The following is a 16,723-nucleotide window of genomic DNA, read 5'->3' as shown; positions in this document are numbered from 1 at the left end:
TGCCAAATTAGGGGTTCAGGCACTAGGTGAATCGCCGGAAACAAGAGCGGCAACAGCACTTCTGTTGTCGGACAGAAAGAAATGGCCACCGGAGAACACGTTCAACGAGAACGGCCCGGCAGTGCGCTCTCGCCACAACGCGACTTCGTCCACAGCGGCCTTCGGGTCCGCGTCACCGGTCAGCGCGGTCAGCGGGCACGACAACAACGGGCCCGGACGGTAGCGGTAGGTCTCGGCGGCCCGGTAGTCGGCGCGGATCGCCGGCAGCACCATCCGCGCGAGCTCCTCGTCGTCGAACACGCGCGCGTTCGTGCCCGCCAGCCGCCGTACCTCCGCGATCAGACCGGCGTCGTCGCGCTGATGAACACGATCGTCCCGAACGATCTGCGGAGCGCGCCGCCCGGAGACGAACAGGTGGTCGGGAGCGACCCGCAGAGCCACCTCGAACGCGATCATCGCGCCCATGCTGTGCCCGAACAGGTGCAGCGGCCGGTCGCACGTCAGCAGCCCCGAAATCTGGTCGGCCAACGTCCGAACATCATCGATCAGCGCCTCTGACCTGCGGTCTTGTCGGCCGGGGTACTGGACGGCGACCAGCTCACAGCGACCGGAGAAGTACTGAGCGAACGGCTGGTACCAGCTCGCCGCGCCGCCCGCGTGCGGGAAGCACACGAGCCGGGGAGCGCCGGGAGGAGCCTCGGCGAAACGCCGGAACCAGAGATCGGTGTCCACAGCCACGCCCGCCAGCGAAACACCGTTCGGGCTGAGGAAACGCCTGGAAACGGCTAGCGTGACGGGCATGGGCAAGTCTCCGGCTGTGGAGCTCGAGGTGGAGGACCGCGTCGTGCGGATCTCCAACCCCGACCGCGTCTACTTTCCCGCGCGCGGCGAGACCAAACTGGATCTCGCGAACTACTACCTGTCCGTCGGCGACGGAATCGTCAGGGCGTTGCGGGAACGGCCGTGCATGCTGCACCGCTTTCCCGAAGGCGTCGCGGGCGAGAAAGTGCACCAGAAAAGGGTTCCGCACGGCGCACCGCCGTGGCTGCGGACCGTCCGCGTGCATTTTCCGCGCTACAACCGCCATGCGGACGAACTCTGCGTCACGCACATCGCCGACGTGATCTGGGCCGTGCAGATGTCCACTGTGGAGTTCCACCCGTGGAACTCGCGCGCGGCGGACACGGAGAAGCCGGACGAGTGGCGCATCGACCTCGACCCCGGCGAGACCTGCACGTTCGACCGGGTCCGTCGCGTGGCGCTCGTGGTGCAGGAAGTGCTCGCGGAACTGGGCGCCACGGGGTTTCCGAAGACGTCCGGCAGCAAGGGCCTGCACATCTACGTGCGGATCAAGCCCGATTACGGCTTCCAGGACGTCCGCAAGGCCGCGCTGGCGTTCGCGCACGAGGTCGAACGCCGGGCACCGGACGACGTCGAGACCACGTGGTGGCGCAAGGACCGCGACCCGTCGCTGGTTTTCGTGGACTACAACCAGAACACGCGCGACCGGACGATCGCGAGCGCCTACTCGGTGCGCGGTTTCCCCGAGGCCACCGTGTCGACGCCGATCCGCTGGGACGAGATCCCGGACGTCGAGCCGCGCGAGTTCACCATCGCCACCGTGCCGAAGCGCTACGCCGAACTGGGTGACCTGCACGCCGGCATCGACGACGCGGTCTGGTCGATCGAACCGCTGCTGGAGTGGGCCGCCAGAGACGAGCTCGAGGTTCCCGATGAGCAGTGAGATCAAGTTCTCGAGCCTCGACCAGCCGCTGTTCGGCGGCACGGTCAAGGGCGACCTGGTGGAGTACCTGGACTTCGTTGCCGACAGGTTCGTCCCGGTCCTCCGAGGCAGGCCGCTGTCGGTGTGGCGGATCCTGCGCGGCCAGGACCCGTTCATGCAGAAGAACGTCCCCAAGTACACGCCGAGCTTCGTGAAGACCGTCGAGATGTGGGCGGAGACGTCGCACCGGCAGATCAAGTACGCGTTGTGCGACGACAAGCTGACGCTGATGTGGTTCGCGAACCAGCGCGCGGTCGAGTACCACGTCCCGCTCTTCCTCGGTGACCACCAGACCCACATGGTGCTCGACATCGACCCGCCGGAGGGCTCCGGTTTCGACGTCGTGGTCGAGTCGGCGTTCCTCATCCAGGAAGCGCTGTCTCAAGCAGGACTGGAAGGCGCGATCAAGACCAGCGGCGCCAAGGGCGTGCACATCTTCGTGCCACTCACCCACCACGACCCCGACGACGTCGCCGCGGCCACGCGAGCCGTGGCGGCGCGAGCCGAGAAGCTGGGCCCCGAGATCGCCACCACCGCTTACATCCGCGCCGAACGCGGCGGAAAGGTGTTCCTGGACTCGACCCGCGCGTGGGGCGCCACGGTCGTCGCCGCCTACAGCCCCCGTCTGCGCGAAGGCCTGCCGATCTCGTTCCCCGTGCCGTGGACCGAGCTGAAGAACATCACCCCGGCCGACTTCACCGTCAGGACCAGGTTCGACGGCGACCCGTGGACCGAACTGATGCCGGCACCTCAGCAGCTACCGGAAGACCTGATCGCCGAGGGTCACACCATCCCGGTCGCCCGCGTCGTCGCGATGCACGAGGGCAAACGCCGCAAGAATCAACGCGAACGCGAGAAGTAGGCGAGGAACACGCCGGTCACGACGGGTCGGACCCCCGGAACGCTCCCCACCACAGCCCCAGAGCACCCGCGACCACCGTCGCCGTGATCCAGCCCGTGAACCCGCTGCCGTCCACGTAAGCCCAGAACAGGCCGACGATCGGCGCGGGCACCAGGAACACCGCGTCCACCCTCAACTGGACCAGCAACCCCCGTGGCGCCCGCGTCTCCGGATCAGGCCGAGCGGGGTTGTCGACCCGGCGACCACGCGGATGCTTCACGACAGCACGACCCGACGGATACAGGGTCACGCCGTCGACCACGGCAACACGTCCACCGCGCAAGGAAACGTCGACAGGCGACGGCAAGGTCACGAGCGCGGGATCGTAGTAGACCGGCAGCCACCGCTCGACCGGCCCGTCGATCTCCAGCCACGACCGCACCATCAGCCCGGACTGCAACCGGATCCGCCGCACCGACACCGTCTCGGCGGCGGCCCGAGACGACCGGACAGCCAGCAACAACCGCACGGCACCAGCGAAAACGACCAGCAACGCCACCGCGGCGGCGAACGTCACGCCACCCAGCGCACGATCGGTCTCCAGCAACAGATCCGCGCCCGGAATCACCGCACGCGACGGGTCAGCGGGATCGAAGGCCACCTGCGCCTGCTTCCCCACGACCCGGTCGCCGTTCTCGTACGGGACACGCGCCGACCCCGATGGCCACCGCACCTCGACCGCACCGTCCGAATAGGACACGACGTCGCCGAGCGACCGCGAGGTCATGGAGGACAACAGATCGCGGTCAGAGGAATACGACAGCCACGACAACAGCGCGACCACGAAGCAGACGACCAGCACGATCGCCGTGGCGAGAACACCATGGCGCAGCGCACGAACCCGGGAACGCAGCACAGCAAGCTCCAAACAGAAAAAGAACGGCCCGGCAGGAGACCCGCCGGGCCGTTCGCAAAACTACCTACATCACTCGGTGAAGCCCATGTGGATGTAGTCGTACGGACGGTTCGCGTACGCGACGGCACCCATGTTGGCGACGTTGCTCTTGATCGCGACCGCGCCGGGGAGCTGGTAGAGCGGCAGCTGGTGGCCGAGCTCCCAGATCTTCTTGTCGGCCTCGTTGGTGAGCTCGGCGCGCTTCGTGTCGTCGAGCTCGCCGTTCGCCTGGTCGAGCAGCTTGTTGACCTCGTCCGAGCCGATGCGGCCGTAGTTCTGGTTGGTGCTGGCCGGGTCGAGGTAGTAGATGCCCTTGCCGTCCGAGATCGGCGTGGCCGAGGCCAGCCAGCGGAAGCCGGTCATGTCGAAGTTGCCGACGTTGACGTACTGCTTGAAGAAGTCCGTCGACGGGACGGCCTGGATGTCGACCTTGGCGCCGATGTCCTTCAGCTGCGACTGCACGAGCTTCGCGATCTGGTCGGACACGGGGTTCGGCGTCGGGATGACGTAGCGGACGACGAGCTCCTTGCCGTCCTTCTTGCGCGTCTCACCCTCGAGCTTCCAGCCCAGGTCGTCGAGCGCCTTCTTCGCGGCTTCCTTGTCGAACGACGCGACGGACGAGTTGTCCTTGTACTCCTTCGTGCCGAGCAGGAAGAAGTGGTTACCGGTGATCTGCGCGTCGCCCTTGAGCATCTGGCCGAGCAGCGCCCGCGTGATGACCTTGGTGTCGATGCCGCGGATCAGCGCGACGCGGAGCTTCGGGTCCTTGAGGATCGAGGAGTCCGCACCGTTGAAGGTGATGTGCGAGTAGTCCGGCGTGATCGCCTGACGGATCGTGACGCCCTGCATCGACTTCGCGCGGGTGAAGTTGTCGATGCTGGAGCCGATGTCGAAGTAGTCGATCTGGCCGTTGGCGAGCGCGTCCGCGAGCGCGGGGCGGTCGACCTGACGGAACGTGATCTTCTCGAGCTTCGGCTTCTGGCCCCACCACGCGTCGTCGCGGACGACGGTGACGAGCTTGCCGGTGAGGTCGATCGTGCCGATCTTGAACGGACCGGCGGTCACCTTCGGCTTGTCGGCCCAGCCCTTGTTGAACTCCTCGGCGGAGGCGTAGGCGACCTTCGGGTAGAGGGGCGAGAACAGGCCCTTCCACTCGGCGAACTTCTTCTTGAACGTCACCTTGACGTCCTGGGCGGTCGCGCCCTTCTCGACCTTCTCGATGTCCTCGTAGCCCGTGGTGCCGGCGACCGAGAAGTCCTTGTTGGTGCCGTTGAGCGCCTTGAACATGCCGTCGAAGTCTTCCCACGACAGCGCGGCACCGTCAGACCACTTGGCCTTCGGGTTGATCTTGAACTCGAGGACCTGCGGGTCGGTGGACGCGAGCTTCGCGTCCTCCAGGTAGTCCTTGTTGACCTCGATGGTCGAGTCGGCCTTCTGCGTGTACAGGTTCGGCAGAATGGCGTCGATCATCTTGCGGCCGTCGGCGTTGGTGCCGTCGAGCTGGTAGTAGTTCCAGTTGTCCGGCAGCTGGTCGACCGGCCAGCGGAACTCGCCGCCGTCCTTGACCTTGGACGCGTCCTGCGGGTTGATGTCCGCCTGACCGACCGTGCCTTCCGACCCCTTGAGCCCGGAGTCGGTCTTGCTGGGCCCCCCACACGCGGTAAGCGTGAGGGCGACCGCGACCAGCGCGGTCACTCCCACCTTGGTACGTCGACTCACTGTCGTGAACCTCCCTCGTGCCCGGACACCAGTTGCCGGGGACACTGTTCCTTCGTGCTCGCAGGTCGTCTGAGGCGACGGATGCATCAGAGGACCTGACGGATCTGAGCGAAGTGGCAGGCGGCCTCGTGGTCGTCGGCCTGGACTTCGCGGAGCGGTTCGACTTCGATGCACTGCCGCTGCTTCTCGGGAGGCAGCTGCGCGTGCAGGAAGCACCGCGTGCGGAAACGGCAGCCGGACGGCGGGTTCGCCGGGCTCGGCAGGTCGCCGGTGAGGATGATCCTCTCCCGCTGGCGTTCCTTGACGGGGTCGGGAATCGGGATCGCCGACAGCAGTGCCTGCGTGTACGGGTGGCGAGGTGCCTCGAACACCGCGTCCACCTCGCCGATCTCGATGATCTTCCCGAGGTACATGACGGCCACCCGGTCCGCGATGTGCCGCACGACGGACAGGTCGTGGGCCACGAACAGGTAGGCCAGTCCGAGCTTGGACTTCAGCTCCTCCAGCAGGTTGATGACACCCGCCTGGATGGAGACGTCCAAAGCGGACACCGGCTCGTCGAGCACGACGAGCTTCGGTTCCAACGCCAACGCGCGGGCGATGCCGATGCGCTGCCGCTGACCGCCGGAGAACTCACCGGGGTAGCGCGACAGCTGCTCGGGACGCAGGCCGACGAGACGGATCAGCTCCGGCACCCGCCGGTTGATCTCGTCCTTGCTGTAGCCGTGCACCTGCATCGGCTCGGCGATCACGTCGTTGATCGTCAGGCGCGGGTCCAGCGACGCCATCGGGTCCTGGAACACGACCGACATGTCACGGCGGATCTCGAAGCGGCGCTTGTTGTTCAGCGACGACACGTTGGTGCCGAGCACGGAGATCTCGCCGCCCATGGGCTTCTCGAGACCGAGGATCTCCATCAGCGTCGTGGTCTTGCCGCAGCCCGACTCGCCGACGAGACCCAAGGTCTCGCCCTCGCGGATGTCGAACGAGATGCCGTCCACGGCGTGCACGGTGCCGACGCGGCGCTTGAACACCACGCCCTTGTTGACCGCGTACTCCTTGACCAGCTTGTCGAGCTCCAGCACGGTCTCGCGCTGCTCGCGCGGGATCTTCGCGATCTCCGCGTCCTCGGCGACCTCGGCGCCGAAGATCTCGACAGCGGCCTCGGCACCCTCGGCGTCGGACGCGGCGATCTCACCGGTGCGGATGCACGCCGCGTGGTGCTCGGCGGAACCGTCCACCTCGATCAGCGGCGGCTCTGCGGTGTGGCAGGCGTCGACGACCATCGGGCAGCGCGGCGCGAACGGACATCCCGGGGGAAGGTCCGTGAGCGACGGCGGGTTGCCCTTGATCGGCACGAGCGCCTGCTTCTCGCTGACGTCGAGCCGCGGGATCGAGCCGAGCAGGCCGAGCGTGTACGGCATGCGCGGCTGCTGGTAGATCTCGTCGACCTTGCCGGTCTCGACGGCCCTGCCCGCGTACATGACCATCAGCCGGTCCGCGAACCCGGCGACGACGCCGAGGTCGTGGGTGATGATCACGATGCCCGCGCCGGTGACCTCCTGCGCGGTCTCGAGCAGCTGCAGCACCTGGGCCTGCACCGTCACGTCGAGCGCGGTGGTCGGCTCGTCGGCGATGATCAGGTCCGGGTCGTTGGCGATCGCCATCGCGATCACCGCGCGCTGCCGCATGCCGCCGGAGAACTCGTGCGGGAACGCCTTGGCGCGCTCGGCGGCGTTCGGGATGCCGACGAGGTCGAGCAGCTCGACCGCGCGCTTGTTCGCCGCCGACTTGGACACCGCGCCGCCGCGGTGCACCAGGATCGCCTCGGCGATCTGGTCGCCGACGGTGTAGACGGGCGTCAACGCGGACAGCGGGTCCTGGAACACCATCGAGATGCGCCGGCCGCGGATCTTCGACAGGTCCGTGTCGGTGCGGCCGATGAGCTCGCGGCCCTGGAACTTGATGGAACCGGTGATGCGCGCCGAGTCGGGCAGCAGGCCCATGACCGCGAGCGACGACACGGACTTGCCAGAGCCGGACTCGCCGACGATGCCGAGCACCTCGCCGGGCGAGACCTCGTAGGTCAGCCCGCGCACGGCCTGCACGCGGCCGGCCTCGCTGGGGAAGGACACGTGGAGGTCTTCGACCTGCAGAACCGGTCCCTCGACGACACGATCGGTCGGCGTGTCGAACTGGAGCTCCGAGGTGGTCATCAGGCGGCCTTCTCCTTGGTGTCCTTCTTCTCCTTGCGGCGCACGCGCGTGGAGGTGGGGTCGAGCGCGTCACGCAGACCGTCGCCGACCCAGTTCACCGCCAGCACGAACACGACGAGGAAGCCCGCCGGGAACAGGAACAGCCACGGGAAGGTGGTCGCGGACTCGGCGTTGCCACCGATCAGCGTGCCGAGCGAGACGTCGGGCGACTGGACGCCGAACCCGAAGTAGCTCAGGCCCGTCTCGGCGAGCACGGCGGAACCGACGTTGATGGTGGCGTCGATGATCAGCAGCGACGCCATGTTGGGCACGATGTGCTTGGCGATGATCGTCCGCGCCGGCTGGCCCATGAACTTGGCCGCCTTCACGAACTCGCGTTCTTTCAGCGTCAGCGTCATACCGCGCACGATGCGCGCGGTGATCATCCACTGGAACGCCGCCAGCATCAGCACCAGCAGCCACCACGACTTGCCCCGGAACCACGGGCTGAGGATGGCGATGATCAGGAAGGACGGCAACACGAGCAGCAGGTCGACCACCCACATGAGCGCCTTGTCGGCGACACCGAGGAAGTAGCCGGCGGTCGCACCCACGATCGCGGCCACGGTGGTCGAGATCAGCGCCACGAGCAGACCGATGATCAGCGACTTCTGCAGTCCGCGCATGGTGAGCGCGAACATGTCCGTGCCGATCTTGTCGGTGCCGAAGATGTGGTCGGCGTAGGGCGGCTGCAGGAACGCCGCGTAGTCGCGGTCCTCGTAGGACCAGCTCGTCAGCAGCGGGCCGAGGAACGCCAGCAGGTACATCGCCACGATGATGCCCAGGCCGACCAGCGCCAGCTTGTTGCGCATGAAGCGGATGAACACCAACCGGCCGCGCGTCATCGCCTTGCCCGGTTCGGGCGCCGCGTCGACGGGGCTGCCCGAGGCGGCGCCGGCGGTTCCCGCGGAGTCGCCCTCGTTGAGGATCACGGTCACGTCGTCGTCACCTTGCCTAGTTCACACGGATTCGGGGGTCGAGCGCGGCGTACAGCACGTCGGCGAGCCAGCCGGAGAACAGCACGCACACCGCGACGAACAGCGTCACCGTGGCCGTGATGTTCGTGTCCTGCGCCGAGATGCCGGTGACCAGCCAGTCACCCATGCCGAACCAGCCGAAGATCCGCTCGGTGAACGTGCCGCCGACGACCAGCAGGCCGAAACCGAACGCGAACAGCGTCGCCATCGGGATCAGCGCGGTGCGCAGGCCGTGCTTCATCAACGCCTTGCGCCGGGTCAGACCCTTGGCCTGGGCGGTGCGCAGGAAGTCGCTGCCGAGCACGTCGAGCATCGACGAGCGCTGGTAGCGGCTGTAGTAGGCGATCTGGCCGAGCGCGATCGCGAGCGTCGGCACGATCAGGTGCTGCAGCCGGTCGCCGAGGTGCTCGAACCAGTTGCCCTGGAAGCCGGGGGTCTCCTCGCCGACGAAGATCAGCACGTTGGAGCCGATCGAGTCGTTGATGCCCTGGGCACCCATCTTGAGCAGCGTGCCCAGCACGAACACCGGCGTCGACAGCAATATGAAGGAGAACAGGGTCGCGAAGTAGTCGCTGAACTTGTACTGCCTGATCGCGCTGATCACGCCGATCAGCACGCCGAACGCGATGCCGAGCGTGATGCCGAGCAGGAACAGCCGCAGGCTCACGCCGATGCGCCGGCCCAGCTCGTCGGTGATCGGGCGGTCGACGATCGTCTGACCGAAGTCGCCCTGGACCACACCGCTCATCCAGGTCACGAACCGCTGCGGGATCGGCTGGTCGAGGTGCAGGTCTCGTTTCTTCTGCTCGATCGACGCTGCCGGTGGCGGCGGGTTGCGTTGTTGCAGCACCCCGATCGGGTCAAAGGTGGCGGAGGCCAACGTGAACGCGAGGAACGTCGCCACTAGGGCGAGCACCACGTAGTTGACCAACCGCCGCAACAGAAATCCGGCCACCCGTGTTCAGTCCTCTCCCCGGTGGTTGCGACGTCGGCGCACTGGATTGCAGTGGACGAGTTGCAAGAGATTAACCGCCGATCTGGCGGACCGCCGCCCACCCCCACCATTAGGCGAGGGCCCACTGACCGGGCCATAGTCACCCATGCGTGGCGGAATGGACGGCCGATCTGCGCCATCAACAGTTGACTCTCGGCGATTGTGTGTCCAAGCGTGACCATTGTGCGTCCGGATCGCTGTAATTCCCCGTGAAGTTCTGTCTCGGCACGGATGGACATGCCGCATACGGGTGAATGCAATGACCGGAAGATGTGGGACAAGCAGCGCAATGTGATCAGAAACGGGCCATCACGCTGGGGAGCGCCTCAGACGTGCACGGTTACTTTACCGATGCGGACCAGGTCAGGCGTCCGTCCAGCGCACCGGGAGCTGCGCCACCCCGCCCACGAGCTGCTCCGTCCGGAGGGTGAGCTGCGCCACGTCGACCGCTAGGCCGAACGTCTCGAATCGCGTTACGAGGGCGCCGAAGACCTCCGTCAGCTCGACCCTGGCGAGGGGTGCGCCGATGCAGAACCGCGGGCCGTGACCGAACGTGAGGTGCGGGTTGGCCTCGCGCGACGTGAACGCGTGCGGCTGCGGGAACCGGATCTCGTCGTGGTTGGCCTGGTCGATGCCGAGCAGGACCAGGTCGCCGGACGGGATGCGGACGCCGTCGATCTCGATGTCGGCCATGGCGTAGCGGGGCATGCCGGAGTCTTCCGGACGTTGAGACGCGGGCGAGCGGTGCCTCAGGATTTCTTCTACGGCGTTCGGGATGTCGTTGGGGTTTTTGCTGAGTGCGTCCCATTGGTCGGGGTTGATGCTCAGCAACATCACGCCGCGGTCGATGACCGCGACCGTTGTCTCATGTCCCGCGAACAGCAAACCCGCGCTGAGCTGCGCAATCACTTCTTCCTGTCCGGGTGGTGTCCCTTCGATGAGACGGGTGATGACGTCGTCGCCCGGTTCCTTCTTCTTCCGTTCGACGAGTTCACCCATGTAGGTCCAGAGGTTCGTGAAACCTTCTTCGGATTTCCGGCGGTCGCCGAGCGTGCTCATTGCCTCTGACCAGCGGCGGAACGTTTCCCGGTCCTCGTACGGGACGCCGAGCAGTTCGCAGATCACGAGTACGGGCAGCTGGAACGACACCGCTTCGTGGAAGTCGGCCGGCTGGGGCTGCCGCACGAGGTCGTCGAGCAGGTCGTCGGCGAGGCGCCGGACCCGCGGGCGCAGCAGTTCCATGTTCCTGGCGGAGAACGACGGCGCGAGCATCCTGCGCATCCAGGTGTGGCGCTCGTTCTCCTCCTCCGCCGTCGCCTGGTGCGGTTTGCCGAGCAGCACGGAGTCGGTGAACTTCGGGGCGTTGTCGGGGTCCGGGTGGCCGCGGCCGAGCCTGCGGTCCGCGAGCAACGTCTTGACCTGGTCGTAGTCGGTCACCAGCCAGGCAGGGTCGCCCGCCGGCGTGGTCACTTTCTTGATCATCTTTACGTCCCCCTAGATCCGTCGCATACGACGCGTCGTGTCCAACGTACACTCCGGCCATGGTCGACAACACCGCTTTCCGGGACGCGGAAGCCGTCATGGCGCACTTGCGCGCGTTGCGGCAGGAGCTCCTGACGACGTCGATCGAACCGACCGGTGACCAGGCGCGCAGCGGACTGACGGCGCCGCAGATCGAGCTGATCAGGTCGCTGGTGACCGAGGGATCCGCGACGGTGACCGAGCTGGCGCGGCGGTTGAGCCTGTCGCACTCCACGACGTCGGGGATCGTGGACCGGCTGCAGGCACGCGGACTCGTGACGCGGGAGGTCGACGTGAACGACCGCCGGTTCACGCGGGTGCAGGTGACCGAACCGGTGCAGGGCTACACGCGGGAGATCTCCGAGGGTCCGTACGGACGGCTGACGCGCGCTTTGGACGCGGCCTCGCCCGCCGAGCGGAAAGCCGTGCTGGACGGGCTGGAGACGTTGCGGGCCTTGCTGTCTAGGTGAGGCGCCAGAGCCTTCCGCCCGCGATCACGAACACCTGGTCGCCCACTCGTTCCGCGGCCGTGACGGCGCCTGTCGGGCCGCCGGCGGGGCGTTCGTCCTTTTCGGACACGAGCTTCACGCCGTTGTGGTCGATGAACAGCGTCGGGACGCCGTTGACGGGAACGGGTGCGGCGAGGATCTGGTCGTCGCCGACCGGGATGTCCGGTGTGGTCAGCTTCTTCCAGTCCGGGCCGCTCCACCAGGCGAGCTTGCCCTTGCTGCGGCCGACGACGTGGCAGGTGCCTTCCCAGCACCGGGCGGCCAGCGCGGCGTCGCCGTCCGGGAGGGTCGCGGTGGTCCAGGTCTTCCCGTCGAACTGCCAGACCGCGGCGCTCACCTGACCCTTGCCGGTCTGCCAGCCGACGACCAGGACGTTGTCGCCGTTCTGCGTCACGGCGAGCGGGAACCGCAGGAGGTCCTGCGAGCTCTCCAGGACCGTGCCGGCGGACGGTTGCCGGCTCCACGTGTCGGCCGCGTAGGTCCACATCGCGAGGTCGAGTCCGGCCTTGTCGCTCTGCCAGGTGCCGATGATCAGCGGGCCCTGGGCCGTGCGGGCGGGACCGATCAGCTCGCCGGCGCCGTAGCCGCCGAACGTGCTGAACGCCTGCGGTTTCTCGACGATCTGGCTGGTGTCGCCGGTCCACGCGCTCCACCGGACGTTGCCGTGCGCGCCGCCGCGTTCGCCGCCGACACCTGTGATCGTGGTGCCGTCGGAGACGATCCCGTACCAGTGGGCTTCCTTGCCGTACGGGGTCGCCGGGGTGAGGCGTGAGTTGGTCAGGGTGCCGTCTTTGGTGCGGGTGACGAGTTCCGGGTGGTCGGACGGGCGGGTGCCGATGATCAGCCTGTCGCCGTGCGTGGCCAGGGCTTCCGGCGTCGCCGTGAGGTCGACGGCGGTGAACGCCGCGCCGTCGTTCGTGGACGGCGAACAGCCGGTGAGGACCAGCAGAACCGCGAGCGTCAGCCTCCGCATGCGGGCCAGTATGACCACATGCGGCCCGAACCCGGTCAGGTACTGCACTTTTCCGAAGATCCGTCGATCACGCGGTTCGTGCCGCTGGAGAAGTACGTGTGGGCGGTCGGCTTCGCCCGGTCCCCCGACTACTGGTTTCCGCGCCAGTGCCCGCGGGCGATGGCGTGGGTGACCTCCGACAGCTCGGCCGAGGATCGCGAGCGGATCATCGGGCCCGGCTGCGGTGGGCGGGTGCACGCGGTCGAGTACGGGTGGCTGGAACGGATGCGGACGGTCTCGTTGTACGCGTACCGGCTGCCCGCGGACGTGTTCGGGCAGTTGGGGGACAACGCGCACGTCGCGGTCGAGCCGGTGGTCCCGCTCGGTCCCCCGGAACGCGTGGGTGATCTGTTCGCGCTGCACGAGGAAGCCGGAATCTCGCTGCGGGTGCTGCCGAACCTCTGGCCGTTCTGGGACGCGGTGACGGAGACGTCCCTCGGGTGGAGCGGCATCCGGTTGAGGAACGCCCTGGCTCGTTCAGTGGAATGATCAGCGCCCATGCGGGTGCTGCTGGTGGAGGACGACGAGCCGATCGCGGAATCGCTCACACGCGGGCTGTCCCGCTACGGCTTCGAGGTGCGGTGGGTGCTGACCGGCGCCGAGGCGCTGGCGACGGCCGAGGAGTTCGCGCTCGTCCTGGTCGATCTGGGGCTGCCGGACATGGACGGCCTCGACGTGTGCCGCGAGCTGCGGGCGCGCGGGGACGTGCCCATCATCGTGATCAGCGCGCGGTCCGACGAGGTCGACCGGGTGGTCGGGCTGGAGATCGGCGCCGACGACTACGTGACCAAACCGTTCGGGGTGCGGGAGGTCGTGGCCCGTATGCGTGCGGTGCTGCGGCGGTCCCAGCCCGCGTTGAAGGAGCCCGAGCAGCACGGGCGGGTGCGGATCGACCGGCGCGGGCGCAGGGTGCACCTCGACGGCGCGGAGCTGGAGCTCACGCCGAAGGAGTTCGACCTGCTGGTGTTCCTCGCCGAGGAGCCGGGCGCGGTGTTCACCCGCGAGCAGATCATGGAGGCGGTGTGGGACGAGAACTGGTTCGGCCCCACCAAGACGTTGGACGTGCACGTGGGGGTGCTGCGGCGCAAGCTCGGTGACGCGGCGTCGCTGGAGACCGTGCGCGGTGTGGGATTCCGGTTGGTGCTCACGTGATCCGCCAACTCGTCTGGAGCTACGTGCTGCTGGTCGCGGTGGCGATCGCGGCGTTCACCGTGCCGGTCGCGTTCACGTTGAACAACCAGCTGTACGGGGACGCGGAGAACACCGCGCGCCGGGAGGCCGAGACCGCGGCGCTGCTGCTGGCCTCGGGCGACTCGCGATCGTTGAGCGCTCTGATCGACGCCTACGAGCGGCAGACGCCCGGCAACATCGACGTGCTCGGACCGGAACCCGACAACGTGGACTGGGATTCCGAGGGGTTGAAGCTCACCGTTCAGGCCAAGAAACCGGACGGCACGGTCGTGGGCGCGATCCGGCTGTCCTATCCGGACGATCCGATCACGCAGAGGCTGTGGCAGATCTGGGGTTTCCGCGCCCTGCTCGCGGTGGGTGTGCTGATCGTGGCGGCGTTCCTCGGACTGTGGCTGGCGCGCCGGGTCACGAGGCCGCTCCGGGAGCTCAACGGCATGGCGGCGAAGCTCCGTGACGGCGACCTGACCGCACGGGCCGAGGAGACCGGGCCGCCCGAGACCCGCACGCTGGCCCGGACGCTCAACACCGCCACGGAAACCATCGGCACGCTCGTCGGGTCGCAGCGCGCGTTCATCGGCGACGCCTCGCACCAGCTCAGGACTCCCCTGACCGCGCTGCGGCTGTCGCTCGACAACGTGGCGGACGGCGTCGACGACCCGCACGTGCGCGAAGACGTCGAGATGGCGACGGCCGAGGTCGTGCGGATGTCGAGGCTGGTCAACGGTTTGCTCGCGCTGGCACGGGCCGAGGCGAACGTCGCGCACCCCGAACCCGTGCAGGTGCTGGACGTCGTCGCCGAACGGTTCACGGCGTGGCGCGCGGCGGCAGACGAACGCTCGATCTCGCTGGTCAGCGAAGGGTTCGACATCCGCGTGCTCGCCACGCCGGGGCACCTCGAGCAGGTGCTGGACAACGTGCTGTCCAACGCGCTGGAGGTGTCCCCGGACGGCGGCACGATCCTCGTCCGCACCACCCGGCCGGGCCTGGTCGAGGTGATCGACGCAGGGCCTGGACTGGCGGACGCGGATCGAGCGCGGGCGTTCGACCGGTTCTGGCGCGGTCAGGGGCTGACCGGCAAGGGAGGGTCCGGGCTCGGCCTCGCGATCGTGAAGCAGCTCGTCACCGACGACGGCGGGTCGGTCACCCTCGAAGCCGCTTCCGGTGGCGGGTTGTGCGTGCGGGTCAGACTTGCTCCGGCATCGCCGACGAGTGGTGGTTCACGATGAGCCACTTCCCGTCGATCTTCTCGTAGACGAACGTGTAGCGGGCGTCCACAGTGGTCGCTTTGCCGTCCTTGGTGAGCGCGAACCGGTAGGTGCCGGCGTCGATCGCGTCCTTCGGGTCGAGCACGGCGACGTGCGAGTCGAGGATCGTGCCGCTCGGCTTGTTCTGCAGGAAGTGCTCGAAGTAGTCGACGATCTCGGCCCTGGTCGACCGGACCTGGTTCGACACCGTCGGCAGCAGGACCGCGTTCGGAGCGTAGCGGTCGGCCACCTTCTGGGGGTCACCCGTCGCGAGGGCGTTGTTCCAGTCGGCGAACAGCGCCTTGATCTGGTCCGTCGTCGGCATGACGTCCGACTTCGGCGCCTCAGCGGCGTTGCTGGCACATCCGGTCACCAGCAGGGCGGTCGCGGCCAGTGCGGTGACCCCAACAAGCTGCTTGCGCATCGTCATCCTCATCCCCGATCGAGTGGCTGTTGACATCCACTTTCGGGTTAGGAGGGGAAGCGCCCGGACAAGAGACGGACAAGGAGCGGCCAAAGTTTCCGCAAGCCTGGTAAACGTGGAGACATGGGACTTCTCAGCGGGATGATGGGGAACGCGTCGAAGCTCGACCCTCGCGCGGCTGCGAAGGAGTTCGGGAGGCTGCTGGCGCAGGGGGAACAGCTGCACGCGGCGTACCAGCTGGTGCGCGACTCGTTCCTGTTCACCGACCGGCGGCTGATCCTGGTCGACAAGCAGGGCATGACGGGCAAGAAGGTCGAGTACCACTCGGTGCCGTACAAGGCGATCACGCAGTTCTCCGTGGAGACCGCCGGTCACTTCGACCTGGACGCGGAGCTCAAGATCTGGGTGTCGTCGCACGACGTGCCGATCTCCAAGCAGTTCGGCAAGGGAGTCGACGTGTACGAGGTGCAGGCGCTGCTGGCGGCGTTCGTGGCGCGGTAGCCGACCGAGACGGCGATCTCGGCCAGCGCCAGCAGCAGCGCGGTGACGACGTGGCTGGTGTCCAGCAGGACGTTCAGCAGGGTCAGAACGGCGGGCGCGAACCTGCTGCGAACCAGCACTCGTGTGATGACGGTGGCGCAGCGGGTGGTGGACATTTCCGTTCCCTTCCAACGTTTCCGGCCTCTACAGATACGTCGAACCAGACCGCCGCGTTTCGACATCGCAGAGCAGGAAATCCAGTCTGGGCAAAGAAAAATCCCCCGCGGGCACGTGGCCCGCGGGGGATTTCGCTTGGGGGACTTAGCGGTACTGCAGCATGCCGCGGAACTTGTCGCGGTACGCCCACGCCAGGCCGAGCTCGGCGGCGACGACGAACAGCGCCATGCCGAGGCCGGACGGCTCCAGGAACACGTGGAACAGGAAGATGTTCACGACCATCGGGGCGAGCATCGCGAGCGCCAGCGGAACGAAACGCCCTGCCAGCAACAGGATTCCGGACAGCAGCTGCACTCCGGACGCGAGTTGCAGCATGTAGCCGGTGGCGTAGAGCGCTCCGCTGAACGCCACCCCGGCCGGCGCCATCGTGCTCGGATCCGGTGCGGGCATGAACATCAGGAACCCGTTCAGGCCGGTCGTGGCGAACAGCAGGCCGGTGAGCACGCGGGTCACGATCGTGGCGTAGCGGCCGACGGCGAACTTGCGGGTCGCGGTAGAAGCAGTGGCGGCGGTGACGGTCGTGGCGGTCATGTCAGGTTCCTCCTGGGCTGTGGTGTCCTTCCACTGATGCGTCGAACGGG

Annotated in this window: 17 protein-coding genes; 7 read left to right on the top strand and 10 right to left on the bottom strand. The window is 67.4% G+C overall.

The features are described 5' to 3' along the window. Positions 1–15 precede the first annotated feature (15 nt). Positions 16–801 carry an alpha/beta fold hydrolase gene (locus AB0M24_RS10095; RefSeq protein WP_363763680.1) on the bottom strand — a complete coding sequence of 262 codons (786 nt, stop codon included), beginning with the start codon at positions 799–801 and terminating at the stop codon, positions 16–18. Here AB0M24_RS10095 and ligD point away from each other — a divergent pair. Beyond that, positions 800–1,744 (top strand): non-homologous end-joining DNA ligase, encoded by a 945-nt coding sequence (gene ligD / locus AB0M24_RS10090; RefSeq protein WP_363763677.1) that lies wholly within the window; start codon positions 800–802, stop codon positions 1,742–1,744. The genes AB0M24_RS10095 and ligD overlap by 2 nt on opposite strands. Continuing rightward, complete coding sequence (locus AB0M24_RS10085) at positions 1,734–2,645, top strand: ATP-dependent DNA ligase (protein ID WP_363763674.1); 912 nt, start codon at positions 1,734–1,736, stop codon at positions 2,643–2,645. The genes ligD and AB0M24_RS10085 overlap by 11 nt, the downstream gene beginning before the upstream one ends. 16 nt (positions 2,646–2,661) lie before the next feature. Here AB0M24_RS10085 and AB0M24_RS10080 read toward each other — a convergent pair whose 3' ends face one another. The 6 genes from AB0M24_RS10080 to AB0M24_RS10055 all read right to left on the bottom strand — a co-directional run bounded on the left by AB0M24_RS10080 (position 2,662) and on the right by AB0M24_RS10055 (position 11,006). Further along, the gene (locus AB0M24_RS10080) at positions 2,662–3,540 is read right to left on the bottom strand and encodes a hypothetical protein (protein WP_363763671.1); all 879 of its coding nucleotides are present in this window, start codon (positions 3,538–3,540) and stop codon (positions 2,662–2,664) included. 69 nt (positions 3,541–3,609) lie between these two features. Further along, positions 3,610–5,298, bottom strand: a complete 1,689-nt coding sequence (locus AB0M24_RS10075; protein WP_363763668.1) for an ABC transporter family substrate-binding protein — start codon at positions 5,296–5,298, stop codon at positions 3,610–3,612. Positions 5,299–5,384: 86 nt separating this feature from the next. Beyond that, positions 5,385–7,514, bottom strand: a complete 2,130-nt coding sequence (locus tag AB0M24_RS10070; RefSeq protein ID WP_363763665.1) for an ABC transporter ATP-binding protein — start codon at positions 7,512–7,514, stop codon at positions 5,385–5,387. Further along, positions 7,514–8,491 carry an ABC transporter permease gene (locus tag AB0M24_RS10065; RefSeq protein WP_363763662.1) on the bottom strand — a complete coding sequence of 326 codons (978 nt, stop codon included), beginning with the start codon at positions 8,489–8,491 and terminating at the stop codon, positions 7,514–7,516. Before AB0M24_RS10065 ends, AB0M24_RS10070 begins: the two co-directional genes overlap by 1 nt. 16 nt (positions 8,492–8,507) lie before the next feature. Continuing rightward, the gene (locus AB0M24_RS10060; protein ID WP_363763659.1) at positions 8,508–9,485 is read right to left on the bottom strand and encodes an ABC transporter permease; all 978 of its coding nucleotides are present in this window, start codon (positions 9,483–9,485) and stop codon (positions 8,508–8,510) included. Positions 9,486–9,887: 402 nt separating this feature from the next. Then, the gene (locus tag AB0M24_RS10055; RefSeq protein ID WP_363763656.1) at positions 9,888–11,006 is read right to left on the bottom strand and encodes a cytochrome P450; all 1,119 of its coding nucleotides are present in this window, start codon (positions 11,004–11,006) and stop codon (positions 9,888–9,890) included. Between the two features lie 59 nt (positions 11,007–11,065). Here AB0M24_RS10055 and AB0M24_RS10050 point away from each other — a divergent pair, with 59 nt between their 5' ends. Further along, positions 11,066–11,515, top strand: a complete 450-nt coding sequence (locus AB0M24_RS10050; RefSeq protein WP_363763653.1) for a MarR family transcriptional regulator — start codon at positions 11,066–11,068, stop codon at positions 11,513–11,515. On the opposite strand, the gene AB0M24_RS10045 is transcribed toward AB0M24_RS10050, so the two are convergent. Further along, complete coding sequence (locus AB0M24_RS10045; protein WP_363763650.1) at positions 11,508–12,527, bottom strand: hypothetical protein; 1,020 nt, start codon at positions 12,525–12,527, stop codon at positions 11,508–11,510. The genes AB0M24_RS10050 and AB0M24_RS10045 overlap by 8 nt on opposite strands. A gap of 18 nt (positions 12,528–12,545) precedes the next feature. On the opposite strand from AB0M24_RS10045, the gene AB0M24_RS10040 reads away from it, so the two are divergent. Genes AB0M24_RS10040 through AB0M24_RS10030 form a run of 3 tightly spaced genes read left to right on the top strand, consistent with a single transcriptional unit; the run spans position 12,546 to position 14,983 of the window. Next, the gene (locus AB0M24_RS10040) at positions 12,546–13,055 is read left to right on the top strand and encodes a DUF6886 family protein (RefSeq protein WP_363763647.1); all 510 of its coding nucleotides are present in this window, start codon (positions 12,546–12,548) and stop codon (positions 13,053–13,055) included. A 9-nt stretch (positions 13,056–13,064) separates the two neighbouring features. Beyond that, positions 13,065–13,718 carry a response regulator transcription factor gene (locus AB0M24_RS10035; RefSeq protein ID WP_363763644.1) on the top strand — a complete coding sequence of 218 codons (654 nt, stop codon included), beginning with the start codon at positions 13,065–13,067 and terminating at the stop codon, positions 13,716–13,718. Continuing rightward, positions 13,715–14,983 (top strand): HAMP domain-containing sensor histidine kinase, encoded by a 1,269-nt coding sequence (locus tag AB0M24_RS10030; protein ID WP_363763641.1) that lies wholly within the window; start codon positions 13,715–13,717, stop codon positions 14,981–14,983. The genes AB0M24_RS10035 and AB0M24_RS10030 overlap by 4 nt, the downstream gene beginning before the upstream one ends. On the opposite strand, the gene AB0M24_RS10025 is transcribed toward AB0M24_RS10030, so the two are convergent. Next, complete coding sequence (locus AB0M24_RS10025) at positions 14,940–15,425, bottom strand: SgcJ/EcaC family oxidoreductase (RefSeq protein ID WP_363763638.1); 486 nt, start codon at positions 15,423–15,425, stop codon at positions 14,940–14,942. The genes AB0M24_RS10030 and AB0M24_RS10025 overlap by 44 nt on opposite strands. A 123-nt stretch (positions 15,426–15,548) precedes the next feature. On the opposite strand from AB0M24_RS10025, the gene AB0M24_RS10020 reads away from it, so the two are divergent. Then, positions 15,549–15,926, top strand: a complete 378-nt coding sequence (locus AB0M24_RS10020) for a PH domain-containing protein (RefSeq protein ID WP_045314655.1) — start codon at positions 15,549–15,551, stop codon at positions 15,924–15,926. A 300-nt stretch (positions 15,927–16,226) separates the two neighbouring features. On the opposite strand, the gene AB0M24_RS10015 is transcribed toward AB0M24_RS10020, so the two are convergent. After that, positions 16,227–16,673, bottom strand: a complete 447-nt coding sequence (locus AB0M24_RS10015) for a hypothetical protein (RefSeq protein ID WP_363763634.1) — start codon at positions 16,671–16,673, stop codon at positions 16,227–16,229. Positions 16,674–16,723: the final 50 nt, after the last annotated feature.

The organism is Lentzea sp. NPDC051838 (assembly GCF_040681245.1).
In the GTDB taxonomy this organism is placed as follows: Bacteria; Actinomycetota; Actinomycetes; order Mycobacteriales; family Pseudonocardiaceae; genus Lentzea.
Note: the sequence above shows the minus strand (reverse complement) of the source record. Positions and strands in the feature narration are given on the sequence as shown.

What these genes read in the sequence shown, in the direction of transcription:
- AB0M24_RS10035 (WP_363763644.1), top strand. Translation starts at nt 13,065, where the DNA reads ATGCGGGTGCTGCTGGTGGAGGACGACGAGCCGATCGCGGAATCGCTC.
- ligD (WP_363763677.1), top strand. Translation starts at nt 800, where the DNA reads ATGGGCAAGTCTCCGGCTGTGGAGCTCGAGGTGGAGGACCGCGTCGTG.
- AB0M24_RS10095 (WP_363763680.1), bottom strand. Translation starts at nt 801, where the DNA reads ATGCCCGTCACGCTAGCCGTTTCCAGGCGTTTCCTCAGCCCGAACGGT.
- AB0M24_RS10015 (WP_363763634.1), bottom strand. Translation starts at nt 16,673, where the DNA reads ATGACCGCCACGACCGTCACCGCCGCCACTGCTTCTACCGCGACCCGC.
- AB0M24_RS10020 (WP_045314655.1), top strand. Translation starts at nt 15,549, where the DNA reads ATGGGACTTCTCAGCGGGATGATGGGGAACGCGTCGAAGCTCGACCCT.
- AB0M24_RS10050 (WP_363763653.1), top strand. Translation starts at nt 11,066, where the DNA reads ATGGTCGACAACACCGCTTTCCGGGACGCGGAAGCCGTCATGGCGCAC.
- AB0M24_RS10040 (WP_363763647.1), top strand. Translation starts at nt 12,546, where the DNA reads ATGCGGCCCGAACCCGGTCAGGTACTGCACTTTTCCGAAGATCCGTCG.
- AB0M24_RS10025 (WP_363763638.1), bottom strand. Translation starts at nt 15,425, where the DNA reads ATGCGCAAGCAGCTTGTTGGGGTCACCGCACTGGCCGCGACCGCCCTG.
- AB0M24_RS10055 (WP_363763656.1), bottom strand. Translation starts at nt 11,006, where the DNA reads ATGATCAAGAAAGTGACCACGCCGGCGGGCGACCCTGCCTGGCTGGTG.
- AB0M24_RS10045 (WP_363763650.1), bottom strand. Translation starts at nt 12,527, where the DNA reads ATGCGGAGGCTGACGCTCGCGGTTCTGCTGGTCCTCACCGGCTGTTCG.
- AB0M24_RS10085 (WP_363763674.1), top strand. Translation starts at nt 1,734, where the DNA reads ATGAGCAGTGAGATCAAGTTCTCGAGCCTCGACCAGCCGCTGTTCGGC.
- AB0M24_RS10070 (WP_363763665.1), bottom strand. Translation starts at nt 7,514, where the DNA reads ATGACCACCTCGGAGCTCCAGTTCGACACGCCGACCGATCGTGTCGTC.